At 70.3% G+C, this 25,807-nt stretch carries 20 protein-coding genes; 10 read left to right on the forward strand and 10 right to left on the reverse strand.

Annotated features, from left to right (window positions below; genetic code table 11):
* Positions 1 to 58: 58 nt before the first annotated feature.
* Entirely contained in the window at positions 59 to 775 is a 717-nt protein-coding gene (locus tag DEJ06_RS05510; RefSeq protein ID WP_110863648.1) for a GntR family transcriptional regulator, read from the reverse strand.
* Positions 776 to 1,068: 293 nt separating this feature from the next.
* Between DEJ06_RS05510 and DEJ06_RS18000 the strand changes: the two genes are divergently transcribed.
* From DEJ06_RS18000 to DEJ06_RS05515, 3 genes are all read left to right on the forward strand, one after another.
* The gene (locus DEJ06_RS18000) at positions 1,069 to 1,974 is read left to right on the forward strand and encodes a hypothetical protein (protein ID WP_146245792.1); all 906 of its coding nucleotides are present in this window, start codon (positions 1,069 to 1,071) and stop codon (positions 1,972 to 1,974) included.
* 127 nt (positions 1,975 to 2,101) lie between these two features.
* Complete coding sequence (locus DEJ06_RS18005) at positions 2,102 to 2,956, forward strand: DUF4393 domain-containing protein (protein WP_146245793.1); 855 nt, start codon at positions 2,102 to 2,104, stop codon at positions 2,954 to 2,956.
* Between the two features lie 404 nt (positions 2,957 to 3,360).
* Positions 3,361 to 4,215, forward strand: a complete 855-nt coding sequence (locus DEJ06_RS05515; RefSeq protein WP_111038666.1) for an aminoglycoside phosphotransferase family protein — start codon at positions 3,361 to 3,363, stop codon at positions 4,213 to 4,215.
* Between the two features lie 21 nt (positions 4,216 to 4,236).
* Here the strand turns inward: DEJ06_RS05515 and DEJ06_RS05520 are convergent, their stop codons facing one another.
* From DEJ06_RS05520 to DEJ06_RS05560, 9 genes are all read right to left on the reverse strand, one after another.
* A complete protein-coding gene (locus tag DEJ06_RS05520) occupies positions 4,237 to 5,154 on the reverse strand; it encodes a GNAT family N-acetyltransferase (protein WP_220036482.1) in 918 nt (305 codons plus the stop codon).
* Between the two features lie 179 nt (positions 5,155 to 5,333).
* The gene (locus tag DEJ06_RS05525) at positions 5,334 to 7,280 is read right to left on the reverse strand and encodes a prolyl oligopeptidase family serine peptidase (RefSeq protein ID WP_111038667.1); all 1,947 of its coding nucleotides are present in this window, start codon (positions 7,278 to 7,280) and stop codon (positions 5,334 to 5,336) included.
* Complete coding sequence (locus DEJ06_RS05530) at positions 7,277 to 9,124, reverse strand: N-acetylglutaminylglutamine amidotransferase (protein ID WP_111038668.1); 1,848 nt, start codon at positions 9,122 to 9,124, stop codon at positions 7,277 to 7,279. Before DEJ06_RS05530 ends, DEJ06_RS05525 begins: the two co-directional genes overlap by 4 nt.
* A complete protein-coding gene (locus DEJ06_RS05535) occupies positions 9,124 to 11,688 on the reverse strand; it encodes a carboxylate--amine ligase/circularly permuted type 2 ATP-grasp protein (protein WP_111038669.1) in 2,565 nt (854 codons plus the stop codon). Before DEJ06_RS05535 ends, DEJ06_RS05530 begins: the two co-directional genes overlap by 1 nt.
* A gap of 829 nt (positions 11,689 to 12,517) precedes the next feature.
* On the reverse strand, positions 12,518 to 13,396 hold the full coding sequence (locus DEJ06_RS05540) for an ABC transporter permease (RefSeq protein ID WP_111038670.1): 879 nt from the start codon (positions 13,394 to 13,396) through the stop codon (positions 12,518 to 12,520).
* The gene (locus tag DEJ06_RS05545) at positions 13,393 to 14,265 is read right to left on the reverse strand and encodes an ABC transporter permease (RefSeq protein WP_111038671.1); all 873 of its coding nucleotides are present in this window, start codon (positions 14,263 to 14,265) and stop codon (positions 13,393 to 13,395) included. Before DEJ06_RS05545 ends, DEJ06_RS05540 begins: the two co-directional genes overlap by 4 nt.
* Before the next feature lie 83 nt (positions 14,266 to 14,348).
* Positions 14,349 to 15,569 carry a PotD/PotF family extracellular solute-binding protein gene (locus tag DEJ06_RS05550; protein ID WP_220036483.1) on the reverse strand — a complete coding sequence of 407 codons (1,221 nt, stop codon included), beginning with the start codon at positions 15,567 to 15,569 and terminating at the stop codon, positions 14,349 to 14,351.
* A complete protein-coding gene (locus DEJ06_RS05555) occupies positions 15,566 to 16,747 on the reverse strand; it encodes an ABC transporter ATP-binding protein (protein WP_027466951.1) in 1,182 nt (393 codons plus the stop codon). Before DEJ06_RS05555 ends, DEJ06_RS05550 begins: the two co-directional genes overlap by 4 nt.
* Before the next feature lie 30 nt (positions 16,748 to 16,777).
* Positions 16,778 to 18,232 (reverse strand): aminobutyraldehyde dehydrogenase, encoded by a 1,455-nt coding sequence (locus tag DEJ06_RS05560; protein ID WP_111038672.1) that lies wholly within the window; start codon positions 18,230 to 18,232, stop codon positions 16,778 to 16,780.
* 133 nt (positions 18,233 to 18,365) lie between these two features.
* On the opposite strand from DEJ06_RS05560, the gene DEJ06_RS05565 reads away from it, so the two are divergent.
* From DEJ06_RS05565 to DEJ06_RS05595, 7 genes are read left to right on the forward strand one after another with little or no spacing between them, the layout of a single operon-like run.
* Positions 18,366 to 18,848, forward strand: coding sequence for an Lrp/AsnC family transcriptional regulator (locus DEJ06_RS05565; protein WP_035809531.1), 483 nt, complete (start codon positions 18,366 to 18,368; stop codon positions 18,846 to 18,848).
* Positions 18,845 to 20,302: an aspartate aminotransferase family protein gene (locus tag DEJ06_RS05570; protein WP_084740608.1), complete on the forward strand. Its 1,458-nt coding sequence runs from the start codon at positions 18,845 to 18,847 to the stop codon at positions 20,300 to 20,302. Before DEJ06_RS05565 ends, DEJ06_RS05570 begins: the two co-directional genes overlap by 4 nt.
* A 2-nt stretch (positions 20,303 to 20,304) precedes the next feature.
* The gene (locus DEJ06_RS05575) at positions 20,305 to 21,669 is read left to right on the forward strand and encodes an FAD-binding oxidoreductase (RefSeq protein WP_111032502.1); all 1,365 of its coding nucleotides are present in this window, start codon (positions 20,305 to 20,307) and stop codon (positions 21,667 to 21,669) included.
* A complete protein-coding gene (locus DEJ06_RS05580; RefSeq protein ID WP_111038673.1) occupies positions 21,669 to 23,012 on the forward strand; it encodes an NAD(P)/FAD-dependent oxidoreductase in 1,344 nt (447 codons plus the stop codon). The genes DEJ06_RS05575 and DEJ06_RS05580 overlap by 1 nt, the downstream gene beginning before the upstream one ends.
* A 43-nt stretch (positions 23,013 to 23,055) precedes the next feature.
* The gene (locus DEJ06_RS05585) at positions 23,056 to 23,709 is read left to right on the forward strand and encodes a DUF1345 domain-containing protein (RefSeq protein WP_111038674.1); all 654 of its coding nucleotides are present in this window, start codon (positions 23,056 to 23,058) and stop codon (positions 23,707 to 23,709) included.
* 39 nt (positions 23,710 to 23,748) lie between these two features.
* On the forward strand, positions 23,749 to 24,783 hold the full coding sequence (locus DEJ06_RS05590; RefSeq protein WP_111038675.1) for a nitrilase-related carbon-nitrogen hydrolase: 1,035 nt from the start codon (positions 23,749 to 23,751) through the stop codon (positions 24,781 to 24,783).
* The gene (locus DEJ06_RS05595; protein ID WP_111038676.1) at positions 24,780 to 25,790 is read left to right on the forward strand and encodes an agmatine/peptidylarginine deiminase; all 1,011 of its coding nucleotides are present in this window, start codon (positions 24,780 to 24,782) and stop codon (positions 25,788 to 25,790) included. The genes DEJ06_RS05590 and DEJ06_RS05595 overlap by 4 nt, the downstream gene beginning before the upstream one ends.
* The last annotated feature ends 17 nt before the right edge of the window (positions 25,791 to 25,807 follow it).

Consider the following 25,807-nt stretch of genomic DNA (forward strand, 5'->3'; position numbering starts at 1 on the left):
TGAACCTCTTTCCTATAGGAAAGATACTCGCACGACGCCGGAACGCAACCCCTCTGCCTCAGCTCGTGTGGGACGCGTCCGCGCGCGAACGCAACCGGACGGCGTCGATGTGGAGCCGCATCGCGGCGACGGCCGACGTCGGGTCCGCAGCCAGCGCCTCCAGGATGGCCCGGTGTTCCTGGACCGCACGATCCGTGTCGTCCCCGCCACCCTCGACGATCTGCCGCATGCGGTGCACGCGCGTCGTGATGATCTCGGACATCTCCTCGAGGAACGGATTCCGTGTCGCGTCGAAGATCAGCTGGTGGAACTGCCAGTCGCTGCGGAAGAAGCGGGCCATCAGCTCCTCCGGCGCCTGCGCTGCCCCGACGGACGCGACCTCGGCGGCCACCGCAGCCTGCTCGTCGAGCGCTGCCGCCAGTCGCTCGCGCAGGCCGTCGACGTCGCCGCGGGCTGCGAGCTCGACGGCGCCGCTCTCGACGATGAGCCGGGCGTCGAACAGGGCCTCGAGCTGGTCGCCGGCCAGGGGCGGGGAGACCCGGTAGCCCTTGTTCGCTTCACGGGTGACGAGGCCGGTGCGTTCGAGTTGCACCAGGGCTTCGCGCACCGGGGTCGGGGACACCCCGAGACTGCGAGCGAGGCCGTCGATCGACAGTCGCATGCCCGGTTCGACGTCGTGGCCCATCAGGACCTCGAGCACCCGGTCGTAGACGCGGTCGCGCAGGCCGAGCTGCGTGATGCGCTCCGTCCCGAAGCCGGGCATGGTCGTGGACATGGGTCGATCCTAGAGAATCCACGACTCGGGCTCGGCGGGAAGACCCCGGTCCACGCTGCACCATCACGAGCTGTCACCTTCTTCGACGTCGCCCCGCCCTCGCGCTCATGTCGCCCATCGGCTTGCTCGATTGCCGCTCCTCGCGCGCCGATGTGGCGCTCTTATGTCACAACGGGACGTGGACTTGCGCGAGCAGGATGAGCGATCAAGCGAGAACACGACGGGCCGAGGAAAAGGGCACTCTATCTGCCACGAATCGTGGTGATGTCGGAGCGAGCTTGCATACTGTGCAGGTGAGCCTACTTGACGAAATCATTGACGGAGCTAGCGACGACTCAGTGTCGACCTCCAACCTTCTCCGGAAGGTCCAGGTTGCCGCCGCTCGCCTTGGCGCCGAGGACGTGGTTGCTTGGGTGAAGCACGAGCTCGGCGGTTACCCTTCGACGGACGGCCTCCCGGCCTATCGTGCAGCGCGAGACATGATCGTTCAGGGCGTATTTGTGGGCCCGATGCGGTCCTCCTTAACACACGACCTACCTCGCCCTTTGGTCGACGCTAATGATTGGGCTCGGTGGTACCGGTCAGCATTCACGCAACCGGTCGCTGAATTGGAGGCATTTGCCAACGAGGATGCAGATAGCCGATTCGAGTGGCCAACCTATATCGTGAAGCGATACGAGGAAACCCAGACTTTCCGATTTGAGTACCATGCGCTCTACAGCGCCCATCAAGTACTAACAAAGCAGATGTTGCGCGGGTTGGTCGACAGCATTCGCACCGCAGCTCTCGAGTTTGCTATCGCGCTACAACTGGCCAATCCCGATGCAGGCTCCGTCGGAGGGCCGACCATTAACTCAGACGCGAAAGTTGCTTCAGTAGTCTACAACGTCACGAATAACGTCACCGGGCACGGCACGAATATTGCTGCTGGCTCATCGATCAGCCAAAATTCCACAGTGTCGACCGGAGACCGAGACGCACTTCGCGCCGAGCTTGCCAAAGTGGGGTTATCAGCTCCCGACGCAGACGATTTCGCCGACGCACTTGACGCAGATCGCTCACTCGAGGGACCAAGGGTTCGCACTTTCCTCGATCGCGTCAAGTCGGGCGCAGTCAAAGTATCTACCGACGTAGGCGTTCGGATCGTAACTGGTCAACTGGCCGCTCTGGCCATGGAATATCTCGGATCCCTCGGCTAATCTGAGTTGTGGACTGCTCGGTGAGCAGACATCCCGGTAGACCTGAGCCGCGCTTACTCCGGCGAGTCGTTCGCCGACCGGCAGTACGAACAACTCTAAAAATCTAACGCGATCGAGGTAAGAATTAATGGTTGAACCTGGCGCGGTGGCAGGAGCGGTTGCTCGTGCGACGGACGAAGCAGCAGCCGAAGGTGCGAAGGTAGCCGGGAACCTTCTAACGCGACTACTAGGACCGAGCGCGGACGTGGTAGGCGCAGACTGGGCAGAGAAGCTCCGCCGACATAACTTGGAACGCCTTCTGAAGAAAACGCAGACGCACGCCGACAGGGACGGAGCAAGTGAGCCTGGGTTTGCTACGCCGCGTCTCGCTGCCTCAACATTTGAAGTTGCCCAATACGCGGACGAGGAAATAATTTCCGAGTATCTCAGCGGCGTACTTTCGTCCTCTCGGAATCCTACCGGCGGTAACGATTCAGGAATTCCCTGGTCGGCAATCATCTCGCGCATGTCCTCAGACCAGCTTAAGCTTCATTATCTGATCTACTCAAGTTGCCGAGAGGATCTTATCCAGCTCGGCAAAGACAAAGCAAACCAACTTCATCAGACTGACATCCTGCTCGCTACGGAAGATGTGTTTGCACGGCTCGAGCTCAACCGAGCTAATTTCTACCGACTTTCGGACGCAATCGACGGCCTCATGCGTGAAGGTCTGATTGACAGCACGTTTGGCTACGCGTTCGGACCAATCGCGGTCCTTGCCGAGCAACAGCGGAAATACGGCAACAGCCTCGCCGCGGACTTTGCTTCTGGCATCCGGCTCAGTATCTCAATTCATGGCATCAGATTGTTTCTGTGGGGACTCGGCCGAGGAGATGGTTTAGTGGATCAGTACATCGACAAGAACGTCGCCCTAGCACCCGCCGATGCTCAGCCTAATCTCTTGCCGGTTCGAGGCGGTGCATACGCCAACTACTGGACTTGACGTATCGGTAGCTTGATCGACACTCAATTTTGGTTAGGTAGCGATGACTGTGACCAGGTCGCGGTGTCGCAAAACCAGGCGGTAGCACCAGTCTCAGTCCCGTTGACACCGGCGTTCGCATAGGGGTCACGGCCGACGTATGGATCCGTCGGCTTCTGGATTCAGCCATGTGACGTTCTGGGGTATACCCCAATGCAACAGTCGAGGGAGTAGCGTTTCTGTGTTGTTTTGGAGTCCCTGTTGACACTTCTGCCACAGTTCTGTGCAAGGGTCTAGACCACTCAGAGCGGTGCGGAGCATCCCTCACGCTCGCTCCCCCAGATAGGGGGGGTCGAAAGTTGCAGGACGAAACCGATACGGTCCTGCGCCGCACGCCCTGCGGAGCAGGACGGTAGCGTGCCGCCATGCACTGGGGAGACACCGGACTCGAGGACGATCAGATCGCGTTCGTGCAGCAGACGCTTCCCGATGCCGTCGTCGTGGCTGATGAGTCGTGGGGGCTCCTCGACACGAGGGTCCTGCACGTCCGCGCCGGCGACGACGGCTTCACCGTGAAGGCCTCCGGCCCGACCAACACCCACTTCCCCCGCGAGCTCGACGCCCACTACACCGCCACCGCCGCACTCCGAGCCAGCGGGGACACCGGTGCCCTCGTCGCCGCGAACGAGGAGCACCGCGTCCTCGTGCTCGAACGCGTCCCCGGGCACCTCGCCCTCGGGACCCCGGACGAGCACGACATTGACGTCCACCGTCAGGCCGGAGCACTGCTCCGACGGCTGCACGACCAGGACACCCGCTACGACCCGACGTTCCTACTGCACGAGCAGGCGAAGGCACTGGCCGCGCTCGACGCACCGCATCGGATCCCCGACGAGGTGGTCGCCCGCGCACGAGCGGCACTGCGCGCACTCCCGACCGACCACACGACGCAGTCCCTCGTCCCGACCCATGGCGACTTCCACCCGCGCAACTGGATCGTGGACGACGGACGGCTCCGCGTCATCGACTTCGGCCGCTTCGGCTGGCGCCCCGTGTCCTTCGACCTCACCCGCCTCGCGGTGCTGCACTGGCAGCACGATCCCGCCCTCGAAGCGGCGTTCTTCGACGGGTACGGCGACGATCCGCGCACTCCGGACGCGTGGCGCTGGCTGCAACTCCGCGAAGCAGTGGGCACCGCGACCTGGGCCTACGCTGTCGGCGACGAGGGCTTCGAGGCCCAGGGCCACGACATGCTCCGCCGCGCCCTCGCCGCGTTCTGACCCGTCAGACCAGGACGCAGCTCACGGCACCCGCACGAACCGCGGCGCCCCACGGTCCCGCAGCCGGAACCCCAGGTGCTGGTACAGCCCGATCGCCCCGGTGTTCCCGGCGGCTGCGTGCATCAGCGGGGTCTCGCCCCGCTCCCGGATCCCGTGCGCGACGGCGAGCACCAACCGACGCCCGAACCCCTGCCCCCGGTACGCGTCGTCCGTGCACACCGCGCTGATCTCGGTCCACCCCGGCGGGTGCAACCGCTCCCCCGCCATGGCGACGAGCCGCCCGTCCCGCCGGATGCCCAGGTACGTGCCGAGCTCGATCGTGCGCGGCAGGAACGGCCCGGGCTTCGTCCGCTCCACCAGCGCGGTCATCTCCGGCACGTCGTCGGGCGTCAGCACGACGGCGTCGTCGTCCGGCGCACCCTCGATCGCCTCACCGGTCAGCTGCACGCCGCCGGCACCCTCGACGAGCTCCCACCCCTCGGGCAGGACGGCAGCCGCACCGACGCCGAGCATCCCGCCCGACCCGAGCAGCGCCCGGACGTCCTCCCAGTCCTGCGCGGTGGGCTGCTCGGGGATCCCCGTCCACACCGACACGTCGGTCTGGTAGCGGACGACGTCGCCGCGCCGCTCGGCGAACCGCGCATGGTGGCTGTTCAGTGCGGCCATGGCGGGTGCGTCGAGCATGCGCGTCGGGGTGCCGTCGTCGGCGATGGTCAGGTCGAGCGTCCGGAGCGCTTCGCCGCGGGCATCACCACCACGGAACCCGAGGTCCTCGATCCGCCGACGATCGCCGTCCGCCCACCCTGCGGTGTCCGCGACGACACCGGAGGCGTACTGGTTCGTGGCACGGTGGACGACCTGCTCGACCTCCGCTGCCGAGGCCACGAAGACCTCTCCCGGTCGGGGCAGCGCGGTCGAGGTCGGCGCAGTCGTCGTCATCCCACCATTCTCCGCCCGCGGCGAGCGCCGCCGGCGCATCGTTGCACCCGGTGACGCCGTGCCGCGGCTCGCACGGTGCGAGGGGCCCACGGCCCGTGCGAGGTTCCGTGCTCGGTGCGGGGGCACGTGCGCCGCACGGAGTACGGAACCTCGCACCAGACCGAGCGCCCCGCCCCGCCTCACCCCAGCCGCGCCGCCACGAACTCCACCATCCGCCGCACGAGCAGCGCCTGCGACGCCGCCCGCCGGTACTCGTGCCCCTCACCCTCGAGCTCCAGGTACTCCACGTCGTGCGCCCGCTCCCGCAACGCCGCGACGACCTGGTGCGCCTCACCGATCGGCACGTTCGTGTCGAGCTCACCGTGCACGACGAGCAGCGGCGCCGTGACGTCGTCGATCGCGCGCATCGGCGACAGTGCCGCGAGCAGGGCTTCATCCTCGACGGGGTGGCCGTACTTCGTGGCGGCAGCGGCCGCGATCCACGGTTCGGTGTCCCGGTAGAAGGTCGCGAAGTCGCTCATCCCGCACACCGCGACCCCGGCCGCGAACACGTCGGGCGTGAACGCCAACGACGCGAGGGTCGCGTACCCGCCGTACGAGCGTCCCTCGACTGCGACCCGGGACCGCTCGGCGTACCCGTTGGTCACCAGGAACCGTGCGCAGTCCACGACGTCGGCGAGCGCGTTCCACCGCAGCGCCAGGTCGTCGGCGTGCACGAACTCGTGGCCGTACCCGGAGGACCCGCGGATGTTCGGTGCGAACACGGTCACCCCGGCGGCGGCGAGCGCCTGGTGCTGCGGCGAGAACGTGGGTCGTTCCTGCGACTCCGGTCCGCCGTGCAGGTGGACGAGCGCTGCGCGGCCGGGAGGCCCGACATGCGTTCCGACGTCGGCTCCCGCCACCGACGCGGTCGGCTCCACGGCCCGGTACAGCCACCCGGTCAGCTCCAGTCCGTCGCGGGCGGCGAACCGCTCGAGCGTCGGCTCGACCAGCTGCACGTCCGGCAGCACCGGCACGTCGGTGACCCGGCTCCAGGTCAGCGCGTTCGTGTCGAGCCGCCACAGTTCGCGCGGCCGGGTCGGTCCCTCGACGGCGAGCAGCACGCTCCGGCCGTCACGGCTGAGCACGGGATCGGTGACGACGTACCCGGGCAGGTCCGGCACGGGGGTGCGCGACGCGTCGTGCGTGTTGATGAGGTCGAGTTCACTGCGACCGTCGACGTTCCAGACGAGCAGCAGGGTGCGGCCGGCGTCGTCGGCGTCCAGGTACTCGAGCTCGGCGTCGTCGCGCTCGACGATCCGCCGCGGTGTGCCGCGCCAGCCGTGCGGGCCGACCGGCTGCGCGACGAGTCCGCGGCGGGGCAGTCCGGCCTCGGTGGCGACGTAGGCGACGAGCGGACTGGTCTCGCTCGCGGGCGAGGGTCGCAGGAACGCGATCTCGGCGGACCCGTCGGGGTCGTCGGCGAACAGGGCGTGGCTCTCGTCGGTCAGCCGGTCGACGACCACGACGAACTCCTGGCCGCGCTGGCCGTCGCTCAGCACGACGAGCCGTTCCTCCACCGACAGGTCCAGGATGTGGATGAGCTCCCCCACGGCCAGGTCGTCGCGATCACCGGTGACCGGGTCGACCAGGTACGCACGGGCCGGCTGATCGGGCTCGGTCGACGGCAGGGTGATGACGACCCGGTGGCCGCTGCGGCTCCACGGTCCGAGTTCGGCGTGCTGGTACCGCGAGCCGGCGATCTGCGCGGCGTCGGAGCCGTCCGGCCGCACCACCCAGACCTGTTGCTTCACGCCGCCGTCGGTTGCGATGGCGACGGCGAGCCACTCCCCGTCGGAGGACCACGACACCCGGATCACCGGGTCGTCGGACAGCGCGATCCGCACCGGTTCCGGCAGCTCGCCGTCGACGACGACGTCCTGCACGAAGACCTCGGGGGTGCCGTGCCGGTCGCTCACGAACGCCACCCGCCGGGCGTTCCGGGTCATGGTCGGTCCCCACGACCCCCAGGCGGCGGTGAGCCGCGCACCCAGGTCGGCCGCGGCCCTGGTGGTGACCGACGGCTCGACGGCGGCCGACGACGCGACGCCCTGCGCGCCTCCAGTCCGGACGGAACCCACGGTCACCGCACCCCCTGCTGCTGCAGCCACATCTCGATCAGGCCGAGCTGCCAGAGCGCGTTCGCGCCGATCGCGGTCCTGGTGCTGTTCGGGTCCTGCAGCATCCGCTCGACGGTGGCGGGGTCGAAGAGCCCGCGCTCCCGCGCCTCGGGTGCGTGCAGCGCGTCGCGGACGCGCTCCAGGTACGGGCCCTCGAGCTGCCGGATGGCGGGGACCGGGAACGAGCCCTTGCTGCGGTCGATGACGGTGTCGGGCACGATCCCGCGCGAGGCGCGCTTCATCACGCCCTTGCCGCCGTCGGTGAGCTTCATCGACGGCGGGATCGCGGCGGCGAGCTCGACGAACTCGTGGTCCAAGAACGGCACGCGGGCCTCGAGCCCCCACGCCATCGTCATGTTGTCGACCCGCTTCACCGGGTCGTCGACGAGCATGATCGTGGTGTCGCTGCGGAGCGCGGCATCCACGCTCGTCTCCGCGCCCGGCCGTGCGAACTGGCGGTCCACGAAGGCCGCCGGGGTGTCGTCGTCGCTCTTCCACCGCTCCCCGAGCAGGCCCTGCAGCGCCGGCCAGCGGCGGTCCATGAACACGGAGCGGTAGGCCTCGGCCGCCTGGTCGCGCGGGACGTCGGCGAGCGGGGGGTACCAGTCGTAGCCGGCGAGCACCTCGTCGGCGCCCTGGCCGGACTGCACCACCTTGACGTGCTGCGAGACCTCCTGCGACAGCAGGTAGAAGGCGACGCAGTCATGGCTGACCATCGGTTCGCTCATCGCGGCGACCGCACCGTCGATGCCGTCGAGCAGACGCGACGAGGGGATGTGGATGCGGTGGTGGTCGGTGCCGAAGTGCGCAGCGACCTGGTCGGAGTACTCGAACTCGTCGCCGGACTCGCCGCCCGCCGCCTCGAACCCGATGCTGAACGTGGCGAGGTCCTGCTGCCCGGCCTCGGCGAGCAGCCCGACCACCAGGGACGAGTCGATCCCGCCGGAGAGCAGCACCCCGACCGGGACGTCGGCGACCATCCGGCGCTCGACGGCGGTGCGGAACGAGCCGATGAACGCCTGCTCCCAGTCCCGCTCGGACCAGTCGGACTTGGCTGGGTCGCGCTCGAAGCGGGGCTCCCAGTAGACAGTGTCGTGCGCGGTGCCGTCGGGGTCGATCACCCGGACGGTGGCGGGCGGGAGCTTGCCGACGCCGGCCAGGATCGTGCGGGGTGCGGGGACGATCGAGTGGAAGCTCATGTACGAGGCGAAGGCGACGGGGTCGATGGACGTGTCGACGCCGCCAGCGCCCGTGCCGCCGCCGGCGCCCGTGCCGCCGCTGCCGCTCGTCCCGCCGTTGCCGGCGTCGCCGGCCAGGATCGCCGGCAGGGAGCTCGCGAACCGGAGGCCGCCCGGGACGGGCGCGACGTAGAGCGGCTTGATGCCGAGCCGGTCCCGCGCCAGCACCAGTCGGCCGCTGCCGTGCTCCCAGATGGCGATGGCGAACATCCCGATCAGGTGGTCGACGAACGCGGTGCCCCACTCGGCGTACGCCAGGGCGATGACCTCGGTGTCCGACGTCGACGCGAACCGGTGCCCCTTGCCGTGCAGCTCGTCGCGGAGTTGCCGGTAGTTGTAGACCATCCCGTTGTAGGCGATCGTCAGCCCGGCCTCGGCCAGCACCATCGGCTGCGCGCCCGCGGTGGACAGGTCGACGATGGACAGCCGGCGGTGCCCGAGCGCGACCGGGCCGCGAGCCCACAGGCCGTCGCCGTCCGGGCCGCGGTGCGTCATGCAGCCGGTCATCCGGGCGACCGCCCCGACGTCCGGCGCTCGGCCGTCGAACCGGATCTCACCCGCGAGTCCACACATCAGCGCTCTCCCTCGGTGTCCGCCGGGGCGTTCCCGACGATCCACGTGTCCTTCGCGCCGCCGCCCTGCGACGAGTTGACGACCATGCTGCCCTCGGGCGCGACACGCGTCAGGGCGACGTCGGCCAGGTGCACGTCGTCCGGTCCGGTCCCCGTCGCGTACACGAAGGCCCGCAGGTCCACGTGCCGCGGGTCCAGCCCGGCCGGTCCGATCGTCGGGTGCGAGGACAGCTGCACCACCTCCTGCCCCACCCACCCGGCGGGGTCCGCGGCGATCTCGCGCCGTCGCTCGGCCACCTCGGGGGCGCTCGCGCTCGGTCCGATCAGGACCCCGCGGCCGCCCTCGCCGTCGACCGGCTTCGTGACGAGTTCCCCGACGCGGTCCAGGACCGACAGCCGTTCGACCTCGATGCTCGTGCGGTACGTCGGCACGGATGCCAGCAGGGGCTTCTCGTCCAGGTAGTACCAGATCAGGTCCGGCACGGTGACGTACATCGCCTTGTCGTCGACGAGCGCGTTGCCCGGCGCGTTCGCCAGGTAGACGCGTCCTGCCTCCGCCGCGTCGAGGATCCGCGCACCCAGGTCGGGAGCGTGCTCCGCCGTCAGCACGCTGACGTCACGGTCGATCCGCAGGTACAGCCCGTCGAGCACGTCACCCGTCGTCGCGTCGACCACGCGTCCGTCACGGACGTCCAGGTCCGACCCGGACAGGAGGCGCAACCCGGCCCCGTCGGCCAGCCTGCGGTGCTCGAACCACGCGCCGGCGGCGGGGCCGTCGCTGACCAGCGCGATCACGGGATCGGTCGCGCCCGTCACCGCGGTGGTGTTCGCGCAGAGGGTCCGGTGCAGCCGGTCGATCACGCCGTGCGGGTCGCGCAGGTGCGCCGGGCGCGGGGCGTCCGGCACGACGTCGTCCATCAGCTCGCGCAGGGCGATACCGTACGCGACGCCCGAGGGCGAGCGGACGTTGTCCTCGAGCACCCGCCAGCCGCCGAACTCGTTGCGCACCAGGTCGAACCCGAGCACCGGCGCACGGACGGCGGTCGCCGGCAGCCGGGTGGCATCCGGGTCCCAGCCCTTCGCGCCGACGAAGTGCTCCGCGTCCAGCACGCCGTCGGCCACGATCCGCCGGTCGCCGTACGCGTCACGCAGGAACAGCTCGATCGCGCGGGCACGCTGCCCCAGGCCACGCTCGAGCTGCGACCACTCGTACGCGCTGATCGTCCGGGGCACCAGGTCGCAGCCGAACGCCTGCGCCCCGCCGTCCACCACGAAGCCGACGTGGTGCTCGCGGGTCCAGACGTCGCGGGCGGTGCAGCGCTCGATCGCCGTCTCGGCGTCCCAGCCGTCGAAGAACGCCGCCAGGTCTCGGAACGCCGGACGAGGGCGTGCACCGGGGCCGACCGCCTCGTCGCCGGCGCGGACGCGGTACCCGGGGATCGGGACCACGGGGTCCTCGTCGCGTCCGGACGGGAGCCCCGCGGTGTCCTCCACCACCAGGGCGACGACGTCGTCCATCTCCCCGCGCTCGGCGTAGGCGGTGCGCTGCCGGTCGGTGGAGTTGCCACGTGCCAGGGTCGCGTCGAGGAGCTCCGTCACCGTACCCCAGTCGCCGAGCTCCTCGAGCTCCGGACGCAGCCGGGACACGAGCTGGCGCACCGCGACCTCGGCGGGCAGCCGTTCGGGGTGCTGCCCAAGGCCGACCAGTTCCCCGCTCAACCCGGAGCGGGCGGCCTGCCACATCGCCGCACGGTGCAGGGGTTCGCTGCGCGGGTGCCACTCGGCGCCCGACACGACCGACTTCTCGGCCTTGCGCACGGCGGCGCGGAAGAGTCCGGCGATGAGCACGGCGTCGTCCACCACCGGGGTCGCGTCGCAGACCCGGAGCTCGAGCGTCGGAGCGTGCGACGACGGCCGCACGTCGAAGTAGGCCATCTTCTTGTCGGCGATCACGCCCGAGGCGATCAGGTCGTCGAGCACCCGGTCGTACTCGGCGGCGTCCTCCACCGGCCCGAAGCTGCCGGCCGACGGCCACCGCTGCCAGATGATGCTGCGGAACGACGCGTACCCGGTGTCCTGCCCGTTCCAGAACGGACTCGACGCGCTCAGGGCGAGCAGCACCGGGAGCACCGGCGCCACCCGCTGGGCGATCAGCACCGCCAGGTCGCGGTCGCTCACCCCGACGTGCACCTGCAGGCCGCAGATGAGCTGTTCGTCGACGAGCATCCGGTACTGCTCCTGCATCCGGCCGTACCGACCGCCGGAGCTCAGCTCGAAGTCGGCGTACTCCGACCTCGGCGCGGTGCCGACGGCCGCGATGGTGACGCCGGCCGGGGCGATCGCGGCACTGAGCTCACTGCGCAGGTCGACGATCACCCGCCGCAGGTCGTCGAGGGTCCGCACCACCGGGGTGTTCGTCTCGATCGTCGTGCGCTGCAGCTCGGCGCCGAAGCGGTCGGTGGGCAGTTTGGGCAGAAGGCGCGGGGCCTTCGCGGAAAGTCGGCCGGACTCGAGGTCGATGAGGTGCAGCTCTTCCTCGGCGCCGAGCGTCAGCTCTGCACTCATGGCTGGAACCTACGCGCGGCGGCTGTGGTGCGCACTGCGGCACACCGCCTGACTCGTGCCCGTAACACGCACGTCCACCGAGCGTCACGAGCACTGAACTCCTGCCCGCACCGTGCGAGGCGCGCCACCCCGTGCGAGGTTCCACGCACCGTGCGCCGCTACAAGCACGCACCACGCGCGCAACCGCGCACCAGCCCGCGCACCCCGCCCCGTGCGACCCGCGCCAACCCCGCACCAGCCCGCGAAAGCCGCACCGTGCGGTGGACGCACCACCCGCACTCGGGAGGCACGGCGCCAGCCCACCACACGCCTCCCGTCCGCACCGTGCGCACCTCTTCACCCCGTGCGAGGTTCCACGCACCGTGCGCCGCCACGAGCGCGCACCACGCGGCCAACCCCGCACCAGCCCACGCACCCCGCACCGTGCGGTGGACGCACCACCCGCAGTCGGGAGGCACGGCGCCAGCCCGCCACGCGCCTCCCGTCCGCACCGTGCGCACCTCTTCACCCCGTGCGAAGTTCCAGGCACCGTGCGCCGCCACAAGCGCGCACCACGCGCGCAACCCCGCACCAGCCCACGCACCTCGCACCGTGCGCCCCGCGCCAACCGCGCACCAGCCCGCGAAAGCCGCACCGTGTTGTGGACGCACCACCCGCACTCGGGAGGCACGGCGCCAGCCCGCCACGCGCCTCCCGTCCGCACCGTGCGCACCTCTTCACCCCGTGCGAAGTTCCACGCACCGTGCGCCGCTACAAGCGCGCACCACGCGGCCAACCCCGCACCAGCCCACGCACCCCGCACCGTGCCGGTGCCAGCGCGCGCCGGCGCCTACCCCCGCGTCCGCGCCAACCGCCGGTTGAGCGCCCCGTTCAGCAGCGCGACGAGCAGCCCCACCGCGAACACGAGCGTCCCGAAGCACAGCACCTGCGGCGGCATCCCGGCCTTCGCGGCGCCGTACACGAACAGCGGGAAGGTGACCGCGGGCCCGGCGACGAACGAGGTGATCACGTAGTCGTCGATCGACATCGCCAGCGCCAGCAACCCGGCGGCGAGCATGCCCGGCGCCAGCAGCGGCAGGGTGACGAGCCGGAAGGCCTGGAACGGTGTCGCCCCGAGGTCACCCGCGGCCTCCTCGAGCGCCCGCGAGGTCCCCGCGATCCGGGCCCGCAGCACCACGACCACGTAGGCGACGTCGAACGCCACGTGCGTGATGAGCACGGTCAGGAACCCGGTGCCGAGCCCCACCGACAGGAAGAAGGAGAGCGAGGCGGACCCGACGACGATCGACGGCGCCGCGATGTCGGCGAACACGACGGTGTTCACGACGCCGCGACCCGGGAACCGGTACCGCTCCAGGGCCAGCGCGAGGGGCAACCCGATCGCGACGGAGATGACCGCGGCGAGGAACGCGACGAGCACCGAGGTGACGAACGCGGCCCCGAGCCCGGACACGTTCACCAGGTTCGCGTACCAGTAGGTCGTGAAACCGTTCCAGGCGAACGACAGCCGGTTGGTGGGGGCGTCGTTGAACGAGTACACGATCATGTAGACGATCGGCACCATGGTGATCGCGATCGTCACCCAGTACACGATGGCGAGCCAGGGCCCACGACGGTTCACCCCGTGACGACGCGGACGGCCGGCGACGGAACCGGTCACGGGCGAGGCCTGAGCGGCGGCGGATCGGGACGGTGCGACGGCGGTCATACGAGGTCCTCGAGGTCGTCGGTGCCGGAGACGCGGGCGTAGATGAACAGGATGATGCCGAGCACGACCATGAGCACGGTCGACAGGGCTGCGGCGACGTTGTACTGCTGGTTGCCGGAGTAGGCGTCCTGGATCGCCTGACCGATCGTGTACGTGTTCGTGCCGCCGAGCAGGGCCGAGTTCACCGGGTCGCCGACGCTGTCGATGAAGACGAGCAGGACCCCGGCGAAGATGCCCGAGCGGGACAGCGGCAGCGTGGTGTGCCAGAACGCCCGGAACTTGCCGGCGTACAGGTCGTTCGCGGCCTCGCCGAGTCGTGGGTCGATGCGCTCGAGGGCGGCGTAGATCGGCAGGACCATGAAGGCCAGGTCGTTGTAGGCGTCGCCGAAGATCACCGCGCCCCCGGTGCCGAGGATGTGGAAGTCCTTGCCGGCCAGTCCGAGCGCCTGCAGCGTCGTGACGACCGGCCCCTGCGACGCGAGCACGAACGCCCACATGTCGGTGCGGATGATGAACGACACCAGGAAGCTGATGAACACGAGCATGAGCAGCGGGTTCTTCCACCGCGGGGACACCCGGAACGCGATGAAGTACGCCACCGGGTACCCGACGGCGATGCAGGCGATCGTGGCGGCGGCGCCGTACCAGAGCGACCGGAGCAGGAACGTCAGGTAGGGCACCTGCGGGTCGACGAACAGCGAGCCGTAGATCCCGAAGTTCCAGGTGAACGTGTAGCCGTCGTCCGGGTTGCCGGTCATGAGCGAGACGATCAGCCCGGACACCAGCGGGATGACGAAGAACACGCAGAGGTACGCGGTGCCGACGAGCGCCAGGAAGAACGGTGTGCTCCGACGGCGCCCCCGGCCCACCGACGCGGAACCGGAAGGACCGGCAGGACCGGCGGAACCACCGGGACCACCGGGAACGAGCCCCGGCGCCACCCCGACCGCGCTCACGACTGCACCACCGCGTTGAAGATGCCGTTCCACTCCGAGTACTCGTCGTAGTTCTCGAACACCCGGAACTCGTGCGACTGCTCCAGCACGTCGGCAGAGGGGAACACGAGCGGGCTGTCCGCCACGGTGGCGTCGTCGAGTTCGTCCCGCACGTAGTCCTCGGCAGCGGGCACCGGGCAGACGTAGTTGACCCAGTCCTCGACGATCCCGGCGACCTTCGGCGTGTAGTAGAAGTTCATCCACTCGAGCGCCGACACCGGGTTCGCGGCCTGCCGTGGGATGAGCATGTTGTCGTGCCAGGTCATCTGCCCCTCTTCCGGCGTGATGAACTCCAGGTCGGGGAACCCGGACTGCTGCGCCTGGAACACGTCGCCCGACCACGCCTGGGTGATCCAGGTGTCGCCGTTCTCCAACCGGTTGATGTAGCTCTGGTCGTAGAAGCCGGTGACGCTCGGCCGCAGTTCGCGCAGCCAGGCCTGGGCCTTCCGCCAGTCGGCGGGCGTCGAGGTCTCCGGGTCGATGCCGAGCGCGAGCAGTCCGAGCGACCCGAGTTCGGTGTTGTCGCTCATCAGCCCGATGCGGCCCTTGAAGGCCGGGTCCTGCAGGTCCTTGAGCGAGGTGATCTTCCGCCCGGTGTACTTCGGGTTGTAGGCGAGCCCGGTGAACCCGGTCTGCCACACGACGGAGTGCTTGTTGCCCGGGTCGTAGATGGGGTCCTTCACGGAGTCCGAGGCGTTCGCGGCGAAGTTCGGCAGCCGCGAGTGGTCGAGCTCGCACACGAACCCGTTCTTGATCATCTGGGTCAGCTCGAACCCGTTCGTCATGACGACGAGGTCGTAGCCGGTCGCACCGTGCGCCCGCAGGATCGGTGAGACGGTCGCGTAGAAGGTCGCGTTGTCCTGGATCACCGCCTGGTAGTCGACCGCGATGCCCGTCTCCTTCTTGAACAGCGCCAGGGACTCGGACTTGCCGTGGTCGGAGTCGATGTACAGCGGCCAGTTCGCGAAGTTCAGGGTGCCGGTCGCCTTCGCGTCCTTCCAGAACGCTGCCCAGTCGACGGTGTCCTCGGCGCCGGCGGCGGCGGAGCCCTTGATGCTGCACCCGGTGAGCAGGGCGGCCAGCGCGGCGGCCCCGCCGCCGGCCAGCAGGCCGCGTCGGCTGACGCGCGCCGACGTCAGCCCGCGCAGCAGGTCCGGACCGGGCACCGCGCCGGTCACGCGAGCGATCCTGCCGTGGCGGGGACGGCCTGGAGGCCCGGGTCGTCCTGGGTGGTGACGGTCGCGTCGGACGCGGGGTGCGCCTCCAGGCCGAAACCGTGGTCGACGCCCCACGTGAGCCAGACCTCGGTACCGGTCGCGATCCGCGGCCCGCCCTTCGAGTTCTGCGCGAACACCGAGACGCGCCCGGCGCCCGGCACGTCGACGAGGTACTGGGTGCTGACGCCGGAGAACGAGACGTCCACGACCCGACCGGGGCCGAGGATGTTCCGTCCGGCCTCGGGGGTCGGTTCGGCGGTGCGGATCTTGAGCTTCTCCGGCCGGACGCCGACGACGACGCGCCCGGTCGTGGCGACGGCTCGGTCGGCCGGCACCGCGATGGAGCCGGCCGCGGTCGCGACGACGAGCAGGCCGGCATCCGTGCCGCGCACCTCGCCCTCGAGCAGGTTCGACTGGCCGAGGAAGTTCGCGACGAACGCCGTGCGCGGCAGCTCGTACAGGTCCTGCGGGCTGCCCATCTGCTCGATCCGGCCGCCGTTCATGACGGCGACCGTGTCGGCCATCGTCATCGCCTCTTCCTGGTCGTGGGTGACGTGCAGGAACGTGAGCCCGACCTCGGCCTGGATCGTCTTCAGCTCGAGCTGCATCTGGTGGCGGAGCTTCAGGTCGAGGGCGCCGAGGGGCTCGTCGAGCAGCAGCAGGGCCGGCCGGTTCACGATCGCTCGGGCCAGGGCGACGCGCTGCTGCATGCCGCCGGAGAGCTGGGCGGGCCGCTTCGACGCCGACCCCTCGAGCTCGACGAGCCGCAGCGCTTCCGTGGCCTTCGTCATCGGGTCCGGGATCCGGCGCCGCTTCAGCCCGAACGCGACGTTGTCGAGCACGCTCATGTGCGGGAAGAGCGCGTAGTTCTGGAACACCGTGTTGACGGGCCGCTGGTACGGCTTCGTGTCGGTGACGTCCTGGCCGCCGATGGTGATGGTGCCGCTCGTGGGTTCCTCGAGCCCGGCGACGAGCCGCAGGGTCGTCGTCTTGCCGCAGCCCGACGGGCCGAGCAACGCGAAGAACGAGCCGGCGGGCACCGTCAGGTCGAGGCTGTCCACCGCGGTGTGGCCGGGGAAGGACTTCGTGATCTGGTCGAGCCGGAGATCGGCTCCCGATTCGGCGAACGTTCCGGTCATTGCCATGGTGCCTCCAGGGGGTGGTCGGCCTCAGCCGATGTAGGACATGACGTGCTTGATGCGGGTGTAGTCGTCGAAGCCGTACTGGGACAGGTCCTTGCCGTAGCCGGAGTGCTTGAACCCGCCGTGCGGCATCTCGGCGACGATCGGGATGTGCGTGTTGATCCACACGCAGCCGAAGTCCAGGTCGCGGGCGAAGCGCATCGCCCGGGAGTGGTCGGTCGTCCACACCGAGCTGGCCAGGCCGTACTCGACACCGTTCGCCCACGTCAGGGCCTGCTGTTCCGTCGAGAACCGCTGCACGGTCTGCACGGGGCCGAAGATCTCCTGCTGCACAGCCCGGTCGTCCTGGCGCAGGCCGGCGACGATCGTGGCCTCGTGGAAGTACCCGCGGTCGCCCTGTCGTGCACCGCCGAGCTCGATCGTCGCGTGGTCGGGCAGCGTGTCCAGGAACGACTGCACGTGCGCGAGCTGGTTCGCGTTGTTGACGGGGCCGTAGTAACCGTCCGACCCGGTTCTCGCGTTGAGCCGTGCCTCTGCGGCGAGCGCCGCCACGAACTCGTCGTGGATGCCGTCCTGCACGAGCAGCCGGGTGGCCGCGGTGCAGTCCTGTCCGGCGTTGAAGAACCCGGCGGCGACGATCCCGGCCACCGCCGAGGGGATGTCCGCGTCGTCGAACACGATCACGGGTGCCTTGCCGCCGAGCTCCAGGTGGGTGCGCTTGAGGTCACCCGCGGCGGCACGGGCGACTTCCATGCCGGCGCGGACGGAGCCGGTGATGGACACGAGCTGCGGGGTGGGGTGGTCGATCATCGCTGCGCCGGTGGTGCGGTCCCCCACCACGACGTTCAGGACCCCCGGCGGCAGGAACTCGGCGGCGACCTCGGCGAGCAGCAGGGTCGACAGGGGCGTCGTGTCGCTCGGCTTGAGCACGGTGGTGTTCCCCGCGGCGAGCGCCGGCGCGAACTTCCACACCGCCATGTTGAGCGGGTAGTTCCACGGGGTGACCTGGGCGACGACACCGATGGGTTCACGCCGGACGAACGAGGTGTGGTCGGCCAGGTACTCGCCGGCGCTCCGGCCCTCGAGGTTCCGGGCGGCCCCGGCGAAGAAGCGGATCTGGTCGACGGAGAGCAGGATCTCGTCCTCGACCAGGGTGGCGCGGGGCTTCCCGGTGTCGAGCGACTCGAGGTCGGCGAACTCCGACGCCCGCTGCTCCATCGCGTCGGCGATCCGGAACAGGGCGAGCTGCCGTTCGCCGGGGGTGGTGCGGCGCCAGGTCTCGAACGCGGTCGCGGCCGCACCGAAGGCGGCGTCGACGTCGGCGGGGGTGGACACCGGGGACGTGCCGTAGACGTGCTCGTCGGTCGGGTCGACCAGGTCGAACGTGGTGTCGGCGGTCGACTCGACGGAGGCGCCCCCGACGAAGTTCCGCAGGACCCGGGTGTCGGTGTCCGCCGTCGCCGTGCTCTGTGGGTCCAGCATGGCGGTGATCCTGACACGGATTCCGGCGGTGCGGAAGACGGATCCGGAGGTTGTGGAGAACTGTAACAACGGAAATCGTCGCGAAACACGGAGTTCACAACGGAATCCCTTGCGCACCCCGAGCCTCGCTGCCATGCTGTCCGGCATGGCGGCAGCACCACGACGTCCGGGACCGATCGACGACACCTCGAAGCGGATCATCGAACAACTCCAGGCGGACGGGCGCCGCCCGTACGGCGAGATCGGCAAGGCCGTCGGTCTCAGTGAAGCGGCGGTCCGGCAGCGTGTGCAGAAGCTGACCGAGACCGGCGTCATGCAGATCGTCGCGGTCACCGACCCGATGCAACTGGGCTTCCACCGCCAGGCGATGATCGGCATCCGGGTCAGCGGCGACACCCGAACCGTCGCCGATGCCCTGGAGCAGCTGCCGGCGGTCGACTACCTCGTGATGACCGCCGGCAGCTTCGACCTGATGGTCGAGGTCGTGTGCGAGGACGACGACGACCTGATCGAACTGCTCAACGGCACCATCCGGGCCATCCCGGGCGTCGCCGGCACCGAGACCTTCGTCTACCTGCAACTCCGCAAACAGCTCTACGACTGGGGAACGCGATGACCATCTCCGAACAGGCCACAGGCCGGACCACGACGGGCCCGGCCGCCCGCCTCCACTCCTACGACCCGTTCGCACCGGTCGACGACGCCGACCTGCAGCGGAAGTCCCGGGACCACCTGTGGATGCACTTCGCCCGGCACGGTGCGAACCAGGCCGGCGCCGACGTGCCGATCATGGTGCGCGGCGAGGGCCACCACGTCTACGACAGCCACGGCAAGGAGTACATCGACGGGCTGTCCGGCCTGTTCGTCGTCGCCGCCGGGCACGGGCGGAAGCGCCTGGCCGAGATGGCCGCGAAGCAGGCGGAGACGCTGAGCTTCTTCCCGATCTGGTCGTACGCGCACCCCGCGGCGATCGAGCTCGCCGACCGGCTGGCCGAGCACGCCCCCGGTGACCTCAACAAGGTCTTCTACTCCACGGGCGGCGGCGAGGCGGTGGAGACCGCCTTCAAGCTCGCGAAGTACTACTGGAAGCTCCAGGGCAAGCCGATGAAGCACAAGGTGATCTCCCGCGCGGTCGCCTACCACGGCACCCCGCAGGGCGCCCTGGCGATCACCGGCATCCCGGCGATGAAGGAGATGTTCGAGCCCCTGACCCCCGGCGGCTTCCGGGTGCCGAACACGAACTCGTACCGCGCCGAGGAGATGGGCTTCCCCGGGGGTACCGAGGAGCAGTTCGGCTTCTGGGCGGCGGAACGGATCCGCGAGATGATCGAGTTCGAGGGCCCCGACACCGTCGCCGCGGTGTTCCTCGAGCCGGTGCAGAACTCCGGCGGCTGCTTCACCCCGCCGCCCGGGTACTTCCAGCGGGTGCGCGAGATCTGCGACGAGTACGACGTGCTGCTCGTCTCGGACGAGGTCATCTGCGCCTTCGGCCGGATCGGCACGATGTTCGCCTGCGACACCTACGGCTTCGTGCCGGACATGATCACGTGCGCCAAGGCGATGACCTCCGGGTACTCCCCGATCGGCGCGACGATCATCAGCGACCGGCTGTTCGAGCCGTTCTCCAAGGGGGACACGACCTTCTACCACGGCTACACGTTCGGCGGGCACCCGGTGTCGGCCGCCGTCGCGATGGAGAACCTCGACATCTTCGAGGAAGAGGGGCTGCTCGCCAACGTGCAGCAGAACGCCCCGCTCTTCCGCGCCGAGCTCGACACCCTGCTCGACCTGCCGATCGTCGGGGACGTCCGCGGCGACGGCTACTTCTACGGCATCGAGCTCGTCAAGGACAAGGCCACCAAGACGACCTTCGACGACGACGAGTCCGAGCGGCTGCTGCGCGGGTTCCTGTCGAAGGCGTTGTTCGACGCGGGGCTGTACTGCCGGGCCGACGACCGCGGTGACCCCGTCGTGCAGCTCGCACCGCCGCTGACGATCGGGCAGCCGGAGTTCCGCGAGATGACGTCGATCCTGCGGAGCGTCCTGTCCGAGGCCTGGACGAAGATCTGACCGTGAGCGGCTACCGGGGCGTCTCGTTCTGGCTCGACCAGCTCGCGTCCACCGGACGCGACGACCTGACGCCCCGGCCGCCGCTCGACGGCGACACGACGGCCGACGTCGCGATCGTGGGCGGTGGACTGACGGGTCTCTGGACCGCGTGGTACCTGCACCAGGCCGACCCGGGCCTCCAGATCGTCGTCCTGGAACGCGAGATCGCCGGCTTCGGCGCGTCCGGTCGGAACGGCGGCTGGTGCTCGGCGCTGTTCCCGCGGTCCGCCTCGGCGATCGCCGAGGAGCACGGGCGGGACGCCGCCCTCGCGCTCCGCGCAGCGATGCGCGACACCGTCGACGAGGTCGGCCGCGCAGCTGCCGAAGCCGAGGTCGACTGCGACTACGTGAAGGGCGGGACCGTCCTGTACGCACGCTCCGCCGTGCAGGAGCGCGCCGCCCACGACGAGGTCGCGTCCTCCGCGACATGGGGCGACGACGTGACGTGGCGGGCCGCTCGACCGGGTGACGCCGCCGGATCGGCGGGGGTCGCGTGGACCCCGGACTGCGCGCGCGTGCAGCCCGCCGCGTTGGTGCGTGGCCTCGCGGCCGCCCTGGAGGCCCGTGGCGTCCGGATCGCGGAGCACACGCCCGTCTCGTCCTGGGATCGCGGGCGTGTGGTCACGTCGCGCGGCACCGTCACGGCGGGCGCCGTGGTGATCGCGGTCGAGGGCTACGGCGCCCAGCTGGAGCAGACGAAGCGGCGGATCCTGCCGCTGTACTCGCTCATGATCGCGACGGCCCCGCTGCCGGCGTCCGCATGGGAGCGCATCGGGCTCGAGCACGGGCAGACGTTCTCCGACTACCGGCACCTGCTCGTGTACGGGCAGCGCACGGCCGACGACCGGCTGGCGTTCGGCGGCCGCGGAGCCCGCTACCACTGGGGATCCTCGATCACGCCCGGGTACGACCGGGTGCCGCGGGTGTTCGAGCACCTGCGGAGGGCCCTGGTCGACCTGTTCCCCGTCGTCGCGGACGCCCCGGTCACCCACACGTGGGGCGGCCCGCTCGGGGTGCCGCGCGACTGGTGCGCCTCGGTGACCTGGGACGGACACGTCGGCAGCGCCGGCGGGTACGTCGGGGACGGTCTGTCGACGACGAACCTGGCCGGCCGGACCCTCGCCGACCTCGTGCGCGGGGAGTCGACGGCACTGACCGCGCTACCGTGGGTGAACCACCGATCGCCCGACTGGGAGCCCGAGCCACTGCGGTTCCTCGGCGCGAACGCGGGACTCGTCGCGACCGACCTGGCCGACCGCGAAGAAGCGCTGACCGGGCGGCCGAGTCTGGCCGCTCGGCTGATGGCGCCACTGACCGGAGGGCACTGATGGCTGCCGGTCTCGACGCCGACGTCGTGGTCGTCGGGGCGGGGGTCGCCGGGCTCGCCGCCGCCCGGGCGCTCGCACTGGGCGGGCAGCGGGTCGTCGTGCTCGAGGCCCGCGACCGGATCGGCGGGCGCACCTGGACCGATTCGTCACTCGGGGTTCCGGTCGACCTCGGCGCCTCGTGGATCCACGGGGTCGACGGCAACCCGCTCTGGGCCCTGGCGCCGGCGTTCGGCATCGACACCGTGGAGTTCACGGTCGGCAGCTTCCAGTTCGACGGCCGGCCGATCGCCTGGCACGACCCGTCCGGCGCCGCTCTCTCCGCCGAGGACACGTCGGCGTTCGTCGCGGACCTCCACACCGTCGACGCGGCCCTCGACGCCGTCGTCGCGCACGCTCCCCCGCCCTCGACCTACGCGGCCGCCGTCGACACCGTGCTCCGTTCGCTGCGGTGGCAGGGCGACCGGGCCGCACGCGTCCGCGAGTACACGGCCCACCGCTCCGAGGACCTCTGCGGTGCCCCCGTGACCGTCCTCGACGCGCACGGACTCGACGAGGAGCACGTCCCCGGCGACGAGGTGGTGTTCCCCGGCGGCTACGCTCAGTACGCCCGCGCGCTGGCCGAGGGTCTCGACGTCCGGCTGTCGTCGGTCGTGCGGTCGGTGACCCAGGCCGGCGACTCCATGACCGTGGGGCTCGCCGACGGCACCACCGTCGTCGCGCCGCAGGTCGTCGTCACGGTGCCGCTCGGGGTGCTGCAGGCCGGCGACGTGGTCTTCGACCCGCCCCTGTCCGCGCCGGTGACCGGAGCGCTCGACCGGCTCGGGATGGGCACCTACGACAAGGTGTTCCTGCGGTTCCCCACACGGTTCTGGGGCGACTCGTGGGTGGTCCGGCAGCAGGGGTCCGCCGGCGTCGACTGGCACTCCTGGTACGACATGTCCCGGGTGACCGGTGCGCCGGTGCTCGCCGCCCTGGTCGGTGGCGCCGGAGCCCGTCGGCTCGAGACCCTGCCGGACGCCATGGTCGTCGACGAGGGGGTGGCGGCGCTGCGGAAGATGTTCGGCCCGTCCGTCCCCCAGCCCGAGGCGTTCCGGATCACCCGTTGGGCCGAGGACCCGTTCTCGCGGGGCTCGTACTCGTACCTCCACGTCGGGGCGTCACCCGACGACCACGACCTGCTCGGCACCCCGTCCGGCCGGGTGCAGCTCGCCGGCGAGGCCACGTGGAGCGACGACCCGGCGACGGTGCACGGTGCGCTGCTGTCCGGGCTGCGGGCAGCCGGGCGGTTGCTCGGCGCCCAGGTCGAACCGCTCTCGCTCGCCGACCCGCTGTCCAGGCCCTGAGCGCCACACCCCCGCTGGTGTCGGCCCGTGCGACACTCGCTCCGTGACCCCGACGAGGACCCGACCGCGCCACGAACACCGGGCACCGGTCGCCGTCGCGGTCCTGGTGAACCTGGCGCTGAGCCTGTTCCTGCCCGACGAGGTGCTGTTCTTCCCGTCGTGGGTGGTGCCCGTCCTGGGCGTCCTGCTGCTCACGCCGCTCATCGTCTTCAACCCGCGGCGTCTGACGCGCGAGACCGCCTGGTCACGGTGGCTGTCGTTCGCCCTGGCGGCCCTGCTCACCGTCGCCAGCCAGCTCACCGTCATCCGGACCATCACCGAGCTGCTCGGCGGCCACGCGGACGGTGCGGCCGTGCTGCTCACCGCGCTGCAGGTCTGGGTGAGCACGATCATCGTGTTCGCGCTCGTCTACTGGGAGCTCGACCGCGGGGGTCCGGTGGCGCGGCGGCGCCCCGAACTGTGGTCGACGGCCGAGGCGGACTTCCAGTTCCCCCAGGAGACCGACCCGAAGACCGCGGACTGGCGGCCGGTCTACCTCGACTACCTCTACGTGGCGATGACGAACATGATGGCGTTCAGCCCGACGGACACGATGCCGATGACCGTCCGGGCGAAGATGATCATGGCCTACCAGGCGCTCAGCGGGTTCATCCTGCTGGCGCTGGTCATCTCGCGCGCGGTCAACATCATCAGCTGAAGGTCTTGCGCTAGTTGACCATGCGATCAACAATGGCGCATGGACGTCGTCACCGCACCCTCGCTCCCGTCGCCGCTGCAGGCCGACACCAGCGCACCCCGCCGATCGCTCCGCGTCGCCCTCGTGCAGGTGCGGTGGCTCCCCGACCCGGACGAGCACCTGGCCCAGCTCGCCGACGGCATCGCGACCGCCGCAGCGCACGGTGCCACCGCGGTGTTCCTGCCCGAGCTCACGCTGCGCCGCTACCCGGGTGACACCCCGGCGAGCGGGACCCCGAAGGACCTCGCCGAGTCGCTGCAGGACGGTCCGACCGTCGCCTTCGCCCGTGCACAGGCGATCGAGCACGGGGTGTTCGTGCACGCCTCGCTGTACGAGCGGCCGGACGACGACGACCAGCCCGACGACCCCCGCGGCTACAACACCGCCGTCCTCGTCGCTCCCGACGGCACCCTGGTCGGCCGGACTCGGAAGACCCACATCCCGATCAGCGCCGGCTACCACGAGGACACGTACTTCCGCCCGGGGACCGACGACGATGCCTTCCCGGTGTACGAGCCCGCCGGACTCGACGCGCGCCTCGGGCTGCCGACCTGCTGGGACGAGTGGTTCCCCGAGGTGGCCCGGTCCTACGGCCTCGCCGGGTCCGAGGTGCTCGTGTACCCGACGGCCATCGGCTCCGAACCGACCTTCCCCGACTTCGACACCGCGCCGATCTGGCAGCGGGTGATCGTGGCGAACGGCATCACCGCCGGGCAGTTCATGGTCGTGCCGAACCGGTGGGGCGACGAGGGCGACATCACGTTCTACGGCTCGTCCTTCATCTCGGACCCGTTCGGCCGGGTGCTCGTCGAGGCGCCCCGTGACACGAGCGTGGTGCTCGTCGCCGACCTCGACCTCGACGCCCGGACGGAGTGGCTCCGGCTGTTCCCCTTCTACCTGACCCGGCGCCCCGACCTGTACGCCGGACTCGTCGACCCCGTCGACGAGGAACGCCACGCGTACGGCGCACGCGACGCGATCGACGCAGCCCTGGCCGTGGACCCGGCCACCACCGGACGCGAGGCGCGCGCATGACGTGGGTGATGCCTCCCGAGACGGCTCCGCAGGAACGCACCTGGATGGCGTTCCCGCGCCCCGGCCTGACGCTCGGCGACGACGCGGCGAGTGCCGAGGCCGCGCGGACGGCGTGGGCGACCACGGCCAACACGATCAGTGAGCACCAGCCGGTGACCGTCGTCGTGGACCCGGCCGCACGGGCGGATGCCGGTCGCCTGCTGTCGTCCGGCGTGGACGTGCTCGAGGCGCCGCTCGACGACTTCTGGATGCGCGACATCGGCCCGACGTTCGTCGTCGACGACGACACCGGGCGACTCGGCGCAGTCGACTGGGTCTTCAACGGCTGGGGCGCGAACCCGTGGTCGACCTGGACGCGTGACGCCGAGGTCGCCGCCACGGTCGCCGATGCTGCGGGAGCCAGGCGGATCCCGTCGTTGCTGGTCAACGAGGGCGGGGCGATCCACGTCGACGGCGCCGGCGCCGTGCTCGTGACGGAGACGGTGCAGCTCGACCCGCGCCGGAACCCGTACGCCGACCGGGAGCGCGTCGAGCTGGAGCTGGCGCGCACGATCGGCGCCACGCGGGTGGTCTGGCTGCCCCGTGGTCTGACGCGCGACTACGACGGCTTCGGCACCCGGGGCCACGTCGACATGGTGGCGACCTTCGCCGATCCGGGCACGGTCCTGCTGCACGCCCAGCCGGATGGCGGCCACCCGGACCACCTGGTGATGCCGCAGATCCGGCGAGCGCTCGAGCAGGCGACCGACGCGACGATCATCGAGTTGCCGGCCCCGTCGACGCTGTCGGACGACGGTGGACCGGTGGACTGGAACTACGTGAACCACGTCGTGGTGAACGACGCCGTGATCGCCTGCGCCTTCGGCGACCCGGTCGCTGACGACCGCGCCAGGGGCATCCTCGCCGAGGCGTACCCGGGCCGACGGGTCCGCTCGATCGACGCGAGACAGGTGTTCGCGCGGGGTGGTGGGCTGCACTGCATCACGCAGCAGCAACCGGTGGCCTGAACCACTGCCGCGGTGTA

Source organism: Curtobacterium sp. MCLR17_051, from assembly GCF_003234395.1.
Taxonomy (GTDB): domain Bacteria; phylum Actinomycetota; class Actinomycetes; order Actinomycetales; family Microbacteriaceae; genus Curtobacterium; species Curtobacterium flaccumfaciens.